The sequence below is a fragment of the Amphibacillus cookii genome (genome assembly GCF_016908375.1).
Taxonomy (GTDB): domain Bacteria; phylum Bacillota; class Bacilli; order Bacillales; family Amphibacillaceae; genus Amphibacillus_C; species Amphibacillus_C cookii.
In genome coordinates this window covers 104,709-118,499 of the sequence record NZ_JAFBDS010000001.1, presented here as the reverse complement: position 1 = coordinate 118,499, position 13,791 = coordinate 104,709, and the positions used below count along the sequence as shown (strand labels likewise).

At 38.9% G+C, this 13,791-nt stretch carries 10 protein-coding genes; all 10 read right to left on the bottom strand.

Translation table 11 applies throughout. From position 1 onward, the window contains the following. Positions 1–39 precede the first annotated feature (39 nt). The 10 genes from JOE23_RS00495 to JOE23_RS00450 all read right to left on the bottom strand — a co-directional run bounded on the left by JOE23_RS00495 (position 40) and on the right by JOE23_RS00450 (position 13,762). Positions 40–1,023 carry an aldo/keto reductase gene (locus JOE23_RS00495; RefSeq protein ID WP_204435329.1) on the bottom strand — a complete coding sequence of 328 codons (984 nt, stop codon included), beginning with the start codon at positions 1,021–1,023 and terminating at the stop codon, positions 40–42. A 68-nt stretch (positions 1,024–1,091) separates the two neighbouring features. After that, the gene (gloA2, locus tag JOE23_RS00490; RefSeq protein WP_204435328.1) at positions 1,092–1,481 is read right to left on the bottom strand and encodes an SMU1112c/YaeR family gloxylase I-like metalloprotein; all 390 of its coding nucleotides are present in this window, start codon (positions 1,479–1,481) and stop codon (positions 1,092–1,094) included. A gap of 342 nt (positions 1,482–1,823) precedes the next feature. Beyond that, complete coding sequence (locus JOE23_RS00485) at positions 1,824–3,236, bottom strand: sodium/glutamate symporter (protein WP_204435327.1); 1,413 nt, start codon at positions 3,234–3,236, stop codon at positions 1,824–1,826. 118 nt (positions 3,237–3,354) lie between these two features. Further along, positions 3,355–4,254 carry a polysaccharide deacetylase family protein gene (locus tag JOE23_RS18125; protein ID WP_204435326.1) on the bottom strand — a complete coding sequence of 300 codons (900 nt, stop codon included), beginning with the start codon at positions 4,252–4,254 and terminating at the stop codon, positions 3,355–3,357. Beyond that, positions 4,251–5,579: a glycosyltransferase family 2 protein gene (locus JOE23_RS00475; protein WP_204435325.1), complete on the bottom strand. Its 1,329-nt coding sequence runs from the start codon at positions 5,577–5,579 to the stop codon at positions 4,251–4,253. Before JOE23_RS00475 ends, JOE23_RS18125 begins: the two co-directional genes overlap by 4 nt. Continuing rightward, positions 5,579–6,406 carry a glycoside hydrolase family 16 protein gene (locus JOE23_RS00470; RefSeq protein ID WP_204435324.1) on the bottom strand — a complete coding sequence of 276 codons (828 nt, stop codon included), beginning with the start codon at positions 6,404–6,406 and terminating at the stop codon, positions 5,579–5,581. Before JOE23_RS00470 ends, JOE23_RS00475 begins: the two co-directional genes overlap by 1 nt. 210 nt (positions 6,407–6,616) lie before the next feature. Beyond that, positions 6,617–7,729 (bottom strand): glycerol dehydrogenase, encoded by a 1,113-nt coding sequence (locus JOE23_RS00465; protein WP_204435323.1) that lies wholly within the window; start codon positions 7,727–7,729, stop codon positions 6,617–6,619. Between the two features lie 616 nt (positions 7,730–8,345). Further along, positions 8,346–9,245 carry a DUF2628 domain-containing protein gene (locus JOE23_RS00460; protein ID WP_204435322.1) on the bottom strand — a complete coding sequence of 300 codons (900 nt, stop codon included), beginning with the start codon at positions 9,243–9,245 and terminating at the stop codon, positions 8,346–8,348. A 576-nt stretch (positions 9,246–9,821) separates the two neighbouring features. Continuing rightward, positions 9,822–12,896, bottom strand: coding sequence for an efflux RND transporter permease subunit (locus tag JOE23_RS00455; protein WP_204435321.1), 3,075 nt, complete (start codon positions 12,894–12,896; stop codon positions 9,822–9,824). Continuing rightward, a complete protein-coding gene (locus JOE23_RS00450; protein WP_204435320.1) occupies positions 12,893–13,762 on the bottom strand; it encodes a biotin/lipoyl-containing protein in 870 nt (289 codons plus the stop codon). Before JOE23_RS00450 ends, JOE23_RS00455 begins: the two co-directional genes overlap by 4 nt. Positions 13,763–13,791 lie beyond the last annotated feature (29 nt).

Genomic DNA, 13,791 nt, shown 5'->3' with positions numbered 1-13,791 from the left:
TTCTATATCCTGGAGATCATTCAGGTGTATTGCTTAATTTTAATACGCACCTCTAATATGTTGATCGACTTCAGTTATATAAAAAGATTGAATGCGCTGCAATTCTGTAGAAGAAAATTCAGGCACATCGATTGCTGCCAAGTTATCTTCTATTTGAGCTACGTTTTTAAAACCTGGGATCACAGTAGAAACACCTTGTTGTTGCATCACCCATTTAAGCGCTGCTTGAGCCATGTTCCCGCGTCCTTCGGTGATCCATTTAAGCCGGTTACTCAGTTCAACACCTTTTTCAAAAGTTAATCCACCAAAGGTTTCACCAACATTGAAGACCTGACCATCTTTATTAAAATGACGGTGGTCGTCTTTTTCAAATTGGTGGTTACTGTTAAATTTACCTGTTAATAAACCACTTGCCAATGGCACACGTGCAATAATCCCTACATCTTTCGCTACGGCTTTAGGTAGCAGATCAGTGAGTGGCTTTTGACGTAACATGTTAAAGATAACTTGTAACGTACTGACATTTTCATTTTCTAGACAATACATACCTTCCTCAATTGTCTCGACACTCACGCCATAGTGGCGGATTTTCCCAGATGCTTTAAGTTTATCAAGGACTTCAAAGACTTGCCCATCCTTTAATATCTCAAAAGGCGGACAATGAATTTGGTATAAATCTAGTGTTTCACGTTCAAGTCGCTCTAATGTAGCTTCCAAATATTGCGTTACTAATTGCTCCGAGTAAGTGCTTGGGTCAGTGATATCACCTGCACGGCAAAACTTTGAAGCAATATAGATGTCTTTTTCTTTGCCTTTTGTTGCCTTAGCTAACAAACGCTCACTATGACCATCTCCATAGACATCAGCAGTATCAAAGAAATTGACACCTGCTTCAATGGCACGTTCTAAAGCACGTAAAGATTCTTTATCATTGGTTTTTCCCCATGAACCGCCAATTGCCCATGTCCCAAAACTTAGTTGGCTGATATTATAACCTGTCTTTCCTAATCGATTATAGTCCACTAAATGACCTCCTTAAAATGTTTGCGTTTACATTATTAAATAGATGATACAGCAAATAGCCATGCTTCCTATTTACTGTATAATTCTAATGGTAAACCATCGGGATCTTTAATAAAAGTATAAGGCTTATTAGTAAGGGGATCGATTCGAATCGGTTCAACCTCCACATCCTGTTGTTCTAGATACGCAACGGTAGTGTTTATATCATCAACCTGAAATGCTAAATGGCGTAATCCTGCTGCTTCTGGATCATCAACACGTGCAGGTGGTGAAGGAAAGGAAAACAATTCAATTTGATCCTGTTCTCCTACTTTTAAATCTAATTTATACGATTGCCGTTCATATCTATATGTTTCACTTATGATCTTAAAACCTAAAATTTCTGTATAAAAACGTTTTGATTTTGGATAATCAGATACAATAATTGCAGCATGATGAAATTTATTAATGCCTTTCATATCCACCCTCCTCGTATAATGGTTTAGGCTTCTTTTTTTGCTTATTAATTTCTGCTCACTTTTCTGAATAAGAGCCTTGATAACACTGCTAGCGGACACTTTCCGAGAGCATATCTCGCTCGCAAGTCTATGTCTATAGACTCAAGTCACTCCCATAGGAAATTAATCCAATCAATCGATTTTCGACTTGCACCATCGGAATAATCCGAGCTAACCATCTACTAAAATGGCTTAGTCAGTGATTAGCTCGGATCACAACAGCTAACATATGTAGCCCTGAAGTAAATTCCTATTTAAGAAACGCTTCTCAGTATGGTTGCGAAAATGATCAATTATTACTAACTATTTCTTATAACGACCAAAATAAAATAAACCAAACAATAAGAAAAAGACGGTTATGATAAGTGAAATAACTAAGAACATCACCGGTCCAAATTGATAAATGAGAGGCAATGAAGCGGCAGTGACAAGTCCACCACCTACAAAAGGTTCAAAGAGGATTTGTTTATAACCAAACCCTTCTAATGCTGGTGTTTCATGATCGGGGTCAGCAATCTTCATTAATAATAAGCCAGTCGCCGTCATTCCCATTGCTTGCCCTAAATCTCCTACACCACGTTCAAACCAATACTCGGGAATCATTCGAGGGGCTAAGACAAGAAAAGCAAAAACGTTCCAAGCAATCGCAATAATAGAGAGTAGTAGAAACGGGACAATATTGTCTCCGATAACCGCTAAAGATAAAGTAGCTAATGCACTAACCAGTAGTACATCAAGTGCGAAGCCAGATATCCTACTAATTAGGTTTTGATCAATATACGTTTCAATATTTAAACGATCAAACACAAGTTGAACCACCATTCCGCCAATCATGGCTAAAGGGAACAGTGGGACATAAGGAAACAGATACACATCCGTCCACGCCCCCCAAGTCACTGCTTCTAAGCCAATTAATAACTGTTGAAGAAGATAACCTAGTGCAATGGCAATGGCAATTAAGGATAGATGAAAGGCAAGTGGTTCAATAGACGTCACTTCTTTCGTTTCCTTCTCGATCTCATAGCCATAAGACTCACCAATTTGGGCACGTTCTTTTTCTGATAACTTCGCTTTGCCTCCTACATATTTAGCACGACCCGAGCGGTAACCCCAGTTAATTAATATAATCCCAATTACCACACCTGATAAAATACCAATTGTTGCTAAACCAAGGGCAAGATCGGCTCCTTCAGCAAAACCGAGCTCTTGGAACGTACTCGATAAACCTGCAGCCGTACCGTGCCCCCCAACAAAGCTAATCTCAATAAGGGCACCTGCCAGCGAGCTCATTCCGAAAAATGGCGTTAGGATAAGTAAGGTGAGTAGCAAACCAACCACATATTGTCCCCATGACACCGTTTGTCCCATCACCACTTGTGGACCAGCTATTAACCAAATTTTTTTAAGATTTGGAACAGCTTTACCCAAAAACAAAGCCGCAAAGACAACATTAATAAATAAACTTGGTAGTGTACCCCAAACCTCTAGCACAAATTCTGGAATTAAACCATGATAAAAAAATGACGTCTCATTGAAAAACTGTGACGTCACACGCCCTAATACTTCTGGTCCTACAATTAAAGCAATAAAGCCTGCAATAATAGAGCTCGGTAAAAATAAATCGCGTAACCATTTCGTATGTAAACGAACAACTTTTGCAATAATTAAAAATACGCCGATTAAAACAAAACTAAAGCCAATCATGTTAGCAGACATATAGTAACCTCCTATTCTATTAACAATCTAGCGACATTTAGAGAAACGACGCCAAAATTATTATAATAGAAAAGGAAGGGTCACTACAAGTGCAAACACTTTATTCCAAATATTGCGATTATTTCAATTTTAATATGAATTCTTCTATGCCATCATCTGGATACACACCCATGCGCGGAATTTCTAACCGATTAACTTCTTGATCCGCTTTTTTATATACAACAGTAAATGCAAGATCGATCCCGACATTATCCAAAGCCGTTAGATTAGCTTGGTCATACACACCATAAGGATAGGCAAACGCACGCTTCCTTCCGTCAAGCTTATTAATACTTGTTAACAAATCGGATTCTACTTCTCTTTGATCATGTGTAAGTAAATAGGGGGTGCCTGTTTCAGTTTGTTCATGTAATGCATCTGTATGACTTTGATACTCAAAAACATCAGCACCTGCTATGATATCATCTTCACTTAAATAGAGTGCATCCCCACTAGCAACCAAACCTGTTATTAAAAAAATGCTAGCAAAGAAATCATGACGTTTTAGGATCGGATAAGCGACCGTGTAATTATCTTTAAACCCATCATCAAAGGTGATCAATACACTTTTCTCTGGGATATCTAGCTCGCCATTAATAAATTGTTTAAACTCTTTTAAATTAAGGGTAACGTATCCTTGCGTAGCTAAATAATCCATCTGTTCTTCGAAGGCTTCACGACGAACAATCGTATCATACAAGCGCCCCTTTTCATCATAATGCCAGGGTTCAATATCTTCATCAGCTAAGATACGATGATACATTAATACAGCAACGGATTTAGCCTCTTCCCCTTCTTTTACATCAAATGGACGGGCGACTTCACTCCAATCCCCTTGTTTAACCATTGGTAGCGACCACTCGCGATTTAAATGTATTGGTGTATTTGTTAAGGCTTGGATAAAAGAGGGACCCATTAAATTGAATAACCCAATCATTGAAGCGATAAAACAAAGGGTAAAGATCATATTAAACTTCACAAAACACCCTCCTCTAATTGCAGCTGACCAACCCGTCGTGAAACATGCCAACTCTCTCTATTTCTAAAGTAGAGAAAGGTTCCGCAGATGACAAATAGAATCCCTAGTAGACGATAACTAACAACCTCGAATGGAATAAACAGACCGATTCGAATATAATCTCGAAACCTGTATCGAAAACCAAACCTTCCACTTACAACAAGTGCAACTATACTTTGATAACAGGCCATTAGCAAACTAATTAATCCTAGTGTTAATGGAATAATTAATGGTGTTTGATAGATAAGTAATGTAAAGGGAATGAAGATCATAAAGAAAGCATTAACCGTCCCTAACAAAAGCGAATCGAGCAACAAATAAAGAGATGGTAGGCATTTCATTTGTCGAAAGAAACGATACCGATATGTGATCACACAGTCAATAAACGCTTTTTGCCACCTCATTCTTTGATTAAATAAATCGGAAAAAGTCGAAGGACACTCTGTAAAACAGGTAGCCTTGGGCACAAATATGAGTTTCTCACCGGCACCTGTTTTTTTTATTAACTGCTGGATTTTCAATGTAATATCCATATCTTCTCCAACGGTTCGGCGGTACCCCCCTACCGCAATAAGCGCCGATTTCTTAAAGGTTCCAAAAGCGCCGGCAATGACGGTAATTGCCCCTAACTTAGACTGGACATGTTTATGCAAATAAAAGGCTGTTAAATATTGCAGCACTTGAAAACGAAGTAGGCCCGATAAACTAAACGTCGGCAACTTGCCTCGCATGCCTTGTCCAATATGGACAACACCACCAGCCGCTATAACCTTTGGATCAATAAATGCTTGTTGCATCTCGACAATCGCATCGGGAGCTAAAACACTGTCAGCATCTAGTGTGACCACTAATTCATGTTTTGCATAATCCACACCTGCATTAAGTGCATCAGCCTTCCCTCCATTCTCTTTATCTATCACATATAAATACGGATAACGTTTAGATTGATAGATGGCTTTTACTGTTTGATAATTTAGCTCCCCTCTTAGCTGTCGTTTAGTGCGTACTAATTTTAACGCTTTTTTCAAAACATGAAAGGTACGATCACTAGAACCATCGTTAATAAAAATAGCTTCAAAATGCTGAGCATGACTATTTAAAATGCCAGATAGACAATATTTAATTACTTTCTCCTCATTAAAAGCGGGAATTAAGATCGAAACTGATTTTAGAGCGTCGTCTCTTTGCTGCGGATAATGCTTCTTGTTCTGAAACAACGGAATAAACATATACAGTAATTGAAATATGAGAAACAGTGCATATAAAACCAAGGCAAACCATAGCATTAGCGTTCACCTTCTTTCAGTTGATAAACACGAATATAATCCACTTCATACGTTTGAGGAAATTTCGTTGTTTCATCAGGTGAACCTGGCCAATCCCCTCCAACTGCTGTATTTAAGTAAAGGTACATCGGCACTTGTGGGACAAAGGATGTTGTTCGATAACGCTCTACCCCATCAATTAACCAAATCAATTCATCTTTTGACCATTCCAAGACAAACGTATGAAATGTTTCCGAAAAATCAGGCCCTTTAAACGAAGCAGAATCACTTCTCAAGCGATCGTTCTCCAACCCATGTACAACCATCCAGACGCGATCAGGCTCATGACCTAGTAATTCGATAATGTCAATTTCAGGTAACCATGTTTCATCTTGGTTAGGCAGCATCCAAAAAGCGGGGAATATCCCTTGTCCCCGAGGTAGTCTTGCCCGGATTTCAACACGGCCATATAAAAAACGCCATTTGTCTTTTGTATGTAACGCACCTGATTGATAACTTTTATTCGTCTCAATCCGTAACTTCCCTTGGTCAACCTTCACTTGATTCGGATGATAGAATTGCAACTCATTGTTTTTATCTAGCCAACCTTCTTCTAATGTCCATTTACTTCTATTTACTTGCTCACCTTCAAATTCGTCTCGCCAAACTAACTGCCACTTAGGATGTAAAAAGCAAGTTGCTGTTTTTCTTTGATTAAGAAAAAGACTACTCATCTGATGATCAACTGCAGTCAATGTACTAGGAAAAGTATGATATGAAACCCTTAATATTTGTAAACCGATTAATGCCAACAAGCCTAACGTACACTTTAATACCCCTATCTTCATGCCCATCCCCCCCATTATCAATTGCTTCTAGTAATATATGGAGGGGATAATAGGATTAGAACTAGACTTTAGAAATGTGCATCGATAAATTTTAAATATTAATATTCTACTAGATTATCTTTAAAGGACAAAAAAGCATTTGATCACCAAGAATCGGTGATCAAATGCTTTTTCTTTCATTTTAGGCTAGTTATGTCCAGGCGATTTTATTTATTCAATCTCTTTTCTTCTTTTATAATCTTTAACGTAAACGTCCACGGCTTTAAGTGCCTCGACCACTTGATCAGCAGTCACCTCAAATGGCATATTTGTCATGGTATCGTTTGGATCGACTGCCAATTCTGCGACACGTTTCAAATCTTCATCTGAAGCCTCATCTAAATGAAGGGCTTCCATTGTAATCGGTAAGTCAAGTTTAAGCATAAAATCAATATAACGTTCAAGCTCTTCAATAGGTCGATTTTCTAGGACGAGCTGTGCAACAATACCATAAGCAACTTTTTCACCATGCGACATACTATGAATGTCACCGTGAAGTGCTGACAGTCCATTATGAATCGCGTGTGCGCCAGCTATACCACCATTCTCGAAACCTAATCCACTCAATAAGGTATTCGCTTCGACAACAGCTTCAAGAGCAGGGGTAACGACTTTTTCTTTATTGGCTGCATAGGCTTGGATACCGTACTGAAATAATATCTCTTCACATTTTTCAGCAATTGCATAACCTGCAATCGTTGCTTTTCCATCGTGCATATTCTGACCGTGTGCCTGTCTTGTCGCTCGCGCTTCAATTAATGTTGCTAAAGCATCTGAAATACCTGACGCCAGCATATGTGGTGGTCCTTGTGAAATGATACGTGTATCATTCATAACAAGGTCAGGGTTTTTATCATAAAATTGATATTTTTCAACCTCACCATCTTCTGTATAAATCACAGATAACCCAGAAGTTGGCGCATCTGATGAAGCCAATGTATTAAAGATGAGCATCGAAGCATCTAACTCTGCTGCCACAGCCTTTGCAGTGTCTAGCGCTTTACCCGTACCGACACCTAATACAGCATTAACATCATCTTTTTCTCCAATCTCTGTTATGCGCTCAATTTCTTTCATCGAACACTCGCCTTGAAAGGTTACTTTTGATATTCCGAACCCATCATTTTCTAATTCATGAATTAAATCATCTCCGCAAATTTCTTGCACGTTTTCATCAGCAAGTACAAGCACCTTCTTACCATATGGTTTAATATAGTCTCCAGCACGTGTCAATAAATCTTTTCCTTGAACATATCGACTCGGACTTCCAAAAATTATATCCAATGTAACCTGTCCTCCTTTGATTTTACAAACATAATGACGCTTGGTTATTGTATACCCAGTAATTGGAGCACTAAACATGTAATGAACGGATGATTGTCGCTTTTATAACATGTGAGCCAACTATTTCTCTATCGAACAATGCCCTATTCCCTATTCATATTTTGATAATTAGCTTCGCTTGTTCATGTATTCTTTCCCACGATGGAAGAAAAAAGACTGTGATATTCTCTTACAATTATGTAGTAAGAATATTCAGTTTATTATAAGATAACAACATATTCATCATGGCAAACGCTAAGGAGATGATGAAATTAGCACATTTATATGTGGGAAGGTGAGCTTTTCTAAACCTCACCTTCCACACCAATGTAGATGTTCACGCATTTAATCACATTTTTAATGATGTAAATGCGATTAACATGTCGCATTCCCCCTGTTCTCAGGCGACACCAAAACTTTAAGACCCTCATTAAATGAATGAGGGTCGTTTTTTTTGCTTTAATGATCAAAAGATTAACAGTGATAAGATCAATATATTTAGTGTCAAGTATAAGAAAAACTTACAAACTCAATAAAGGAGTGAACAAATCTGCGTTTTACCTAAGAGATACTAAATTTAATAGGTCATCCCTTCTATTTCAAAATGCCCGTCTGTTATTTTCTCACCATCTCGATAGATTCGAACAACGTAGCGGCCTGGTTCAAGCATGTCTTGACTCGGGTCATATAAATAGTCATAAAAACGTTGCCATGATGGATCAACACGCACTTCAAACTGACCAAGCATTTGTTCACCTGTCTCCAGTGTCTCTAGAACATGAACCTCTACACGTGATGCACTAATTCTTTCTCCGAATTCAACTTCATAATAAATAAGTTCATCTTGTGAAAAAGTATCTTTAATACCCGTCACACCACTAGGGCCTTCATCTGTTCCAAACACAACACCAGCCGTTAAAAAATAAGCATACATGGTTATCATTGCAAAAACAAATAAGATTAGTGAACCAAGTGCAAGTAGCACGCCAGGAACACTTGTCCCACCTGCTAGACTTATATCTCGCTCAGTTGCCTGCGTCATTTCAAAATCAGCTAATTTCTTTTTCGCATGACGATAATAGAGCGCATTCCCATATATACCAATTAGCACAGTAGTCCCGATATTAATAAGTGGTGCTAATATACCTAACAGGTCATCATTATCTAGAATAACTCCAATTAAACCAACAATAAAATATAATAGAAAAATAGCAAATATCGGTTTAAACATTCGACGATAGCCTAACCAAAAAATTCCCAAAAAGAAACCTGCTCCATTCCAACTTGCCGTTGTCGCAGGATCATGGGCAAACTCCCACTTTTGTTGATAATACGGATATTTCTTTCCAACAAAAGTAGCCAGCATTTGATCTTCACTTGATTCATCTGAAGTCACGCTGTCATTTAAAGATTGACCGCAGGCTCTACAAAAATTTTCCTCAACTTGATTCTCTCTCCCACAATTTGGACAATACATATCCATCCCTCTCTCTATTTTTAATAAAAATACTATACCATAATTATTGATTTTTTAAAGCTAACTTTTGAATTGGGCTAAAATAACTATAAAAACACATATACATGCTTTTTTATGTTTAAAAGGAATACTTAACTACTCAACTTTCGCCCACTGAAATAGTCATTCACCCCTCCCTGATCGTGTTCAATAGCGGTATTCAATAGGTTTGTTGACTTTACTTCTGCATGGATGTGTCGCATACGTTTAGAACGTGATTTCGTTTCGAAAAGCAATGGCTTCGCTTTTCGCGGGAATGGCTTCAGCTCGTGCTATTCCCACAGGATAAGGAAAGCGGCGTCGATCATACATTGCACGAAGAAAATCGTTCTTTATTTTCGAGGAGTCTTTGTATTTTTCCTGCGCTTTGTCCAGATTGTTCGGATTTTCATTACTTCTGTTTCGTTTTGTCTCCCCCTTTCTCTTATGCTATCTTGGCAGAATCCGAAAATTTAGATGAGAAAGTTGAGATAACGATAATACACCCCCAAACACTTGACTTTCAGTCTGTTTGGGGGAGCTCAGTATACAATATTTCTATGAAACGTTCTTGCGATTTTTCCATTTATTTGATAGATCATCAAAATAAGTATAAACAACAGGAATGAGTAACAACGTGAAAATGCTTGAAACGGTTAAACCAAAGATGACGGTAATCGCCATCGGTTGTTGCATTTCCGCACCTTCTCCAATCCCAAGTCCTAACGGAATCATCGCAAGTACCGTTGTTAGTGTCGTCATTAAAATCGGACGTAAGCGAGACGTACCGGCATCAATAATTGCTTGATGGCGATCGATATCACGTCGGCGTAAAATGTTAATGTAGTCGACAAGAACAATCGCATTATTCACAACAATCCCTGCAAGCATAATAATACCAATAAAACCGACAATACTTAGTGGTGTGCCCGTTATAAATAATCCACCAATGACACCAACAACTGAAACAGGTAGTGAAAACATGATAATAAATGGCGTCAAGAAGTTTTCAAATTGTACAGCCATAACGACATATACCAAGAATATTGACAACAATAGCACTAAAGCCAATTCAACAAATGCTTCCTCCATATCTTCAGCTTGACCACCAATCGTGTAATGATAGTCTTCCGGAAAATCAAAACCACTTAATTGGGCTTCAATCGCACGAGAAACTGTCCCGAGGTCATAACCAGCAATATCCGTATTAATCGTTACCATAGGTTGCTGATTGCCACGTTGCAATGAAGCTGGGGCTTGTGTTTGTTCAAGGTTAGCCACTTCATTTAATGGGAGATTCGCGCCAGTCTGTGTTTGAATCGATAAATTTTCTAAATCACTAATTGTATCATGATTAGCGTCAGGATAAATTAACCGTACATCAATATCATCACCAGCTTCTCGATATCGCATCACCGTCTGCCCGGATAGACGCATTTGTACCTGATTTAATATAGCCGCTTCATTCAGCCCATAGCGAGCAGCCACTTCACGATCAACACGGATTTCCATTTGTGGTTGGACTTCGTCGATAGAGGTGGAAGGATTAAATACACCATCAACTTCTTCAATTTCAGCCAATACCTCAGTAGCTAATTCATTTAACACCTCGTGTTCAGGACCTTGCAGTTCAATCGAGATCGGATCGCCCATCGACATGTCAGTCATTGCACTAACTGTGATTTCAGCACCTGCTATATTTTGAAGGTCATCATCAAGCTGTTGAACAAGTTGATTCGTTGTAATATCGCGTTCGCTAGCAGGAATTAATTCAAGCGTAAATGAAGCTGAATTGCCACTACCACCGGCTCCCGTCATTCCTCCCATCATATCGCCACTACCAATAGATAGATTATTGATGCGAATCAGATCCTGATATGCATCAATACGCTCATTAACTTCTAATGCAATAGATTCGGTATGATCAGATGTGGTGCCAGCCGGTAGATCAACATCTATACTAATTTGACCTTGATCTCCTTCTGGAATAAATTCTGTCCCAACAAAGGGAATAAGGGCTAAGCTACCCACTACAAGCAATATGGTTACTAATACCGTTGTCTTTCTAAACCGTAATGATTTTTCAAGCGCATGTTTATAGCCATTTGTTAAGCGATCTAAGAAACGATCAAACCAATAACGACGCCCTTTACCATTATCCCCTTTAATATCAACTAATAGTTTAGAAGATAGCATTGGTACAAGTGTAATTGCTACTACAAGTGCAGCAATTAATGCAAAAGCAACCGTTGCAGCTAGTGGGATAAATAACTCTGCCGCTATCCCTGAAACAAATATCATCGGTAAGAATACAACTAAAGTTGTCGTGGTTGAAGCAATAACCGCTGGTGCAAGTTCTGACGCTCCTAACTTAGCAGCTCCAAATCGAGAATAACCGCGTTGACGATAAGAAACAATATTCTCAAGGATAACAATTGAACTATCAACCATCATACCAATTCCTAGAGCCAACCCTCCCATCGTCAAAATATTTAACGTTTCACCTGTAAAATAAATCAAACTAAATGTTGCAATAACCGCTATTGGAATTGATACACCGATCACTAATGTTGCGCGGATGCTCTTCAAGAAGAGTAATAAAATTAATAACGCAAACACGCCACCTAAAATAATATTCTGCACAACCGATTGAATCGAAAGTCGAATAAACTCAGAGTTATCATAGACTAAGTCAAGCTCTACATCGCTAGGTAAAGCATTATTAATTGTATCAACACTAGCCAATACATTATCCGACACATCAACCGTGTTACTATCCGATTGTCGCATAATTGATAGCACAACAGCTTCTCGTCCATTAACTAAGGTCGTATCTGGCGTTGTGAACGTATCTTCAATTGAAGCTAAATCTTCTAAATGCAAAATCGATCCTTGCTCTGTTTGAATAATCGTTTTAGCAATCTCCTCAACAGAATGATAGCTTCCATCGATTCGAACTTGAAGGTTTTGATCCCCCCGTTCAATGGATCCTGCTGAAGCCGATTGATTCGATTGACCGAGTGTTTGCATGATCTGCTCCGCACTCACCCCATATTGTTGCAAACTTACTTCGTCTAATTCAATATTAATAATACGCTCTTGCCCGCCTTCGATCGAAACGGATGCTACACCAGCTTGACGCTCAATTTCTGGTGCGACTTGATCATCAGCAATCGTTTGAATCCGTGCCAGATCATCTCCTGATAGACTGACAGCCATAATCGGCATTTGATTAGGGTTAAACCGTAGTACATTCGGGTCACCAGCATCATCCGGTAAAAAGCCACTGACTTGATCAATCCGCTCGCGTACTTCAAGTAAAGCATTATCTAGATTTGTACCCATTTCAAACATCATAATGACTAATGAAGAACCCGTATTTGACTGCGTTTGAATCGATTCAATCCCTTCTATCGTTCCTAGCGCTTGTTCAATCGGCTCACTCACTTGATTTTCAACATCTTCTGGGGCAGCTTCAGGATATTCAATACTAACAACCGCAATCGGTAAATCAATATCTGGCATTAAATCAATGGGTAAGCCCCGTAATGAGATGAAACCTGTTGCAATCACTGCCAATACAAGCATAATCACACCAACCGGGCGCTTTACCGACGTTTCTACTAACTTCACGATTCAGCATCCTCCTCTGCTACGTTAACAGGCATGCCGTCATCTAATGTTAATTGCCCACTAATAACGACTTGATCTTCCGTTTCAAGTTCAGCTTCAATCGCAGTATAGTCAGATTGAATCATGACAACATCAATATCGACGCGCTCTACATGATCATTGTTAACAATATAAACAAATGCTTGGTCCCCATCTTCATTTAAAGCAGCTGTAGGAATTAACAGCGTATCTTCGATGGTGCGCTCTGCTATATGTACTTCAATAATCGCACCCACTTTCCAATCATGATCATTTTCCGCTGTTAAAGTTACAGTAAACATCCCGGTATCACCAGGCAAAACACTAACTTTGTCCACAGTCGCTACACCAGCTTCTTCTTGATCACGACCATAGATCTCAACTTCATCATCAACGGCAAATAAATCAGCATTTGTTGCTGTGACGTCAAGATCAATCAATAGTTCGTCAAGTGAAACAATGATTAGAGCGGGCTCTTCATCAGTTAATATATCGCCTTCTTCTATCGTCAAATTTGCCACTTGTCCATCTGTACCTGCCGTTAACTCTACTTCCATGCCTGTCTCCATCGCTGTATATGTAATCAGTAGATCATCTTCCTCTACTTGATCACCTTCGGCAACATGAACCTGGTCAACTTCACCGATCATTGGTGCAATCACTGGATGTGTTTCGCTCGGTGATGTTCGACCATAAAATTGTTTATCAACAACTAAATCCCCTTCAGTAACTGCATCCGTTTCAACAGTGACGATTCGTTCAGTTTCTTCCGCTTGTTCATCCGTCTCGTTAGAGCAAGCTGCTAATAATACAAGAAACGTCACTAAAATGAATATACTCTTTCTCATCTCTCTTTTCCTCCTCAAATCTAGTAACA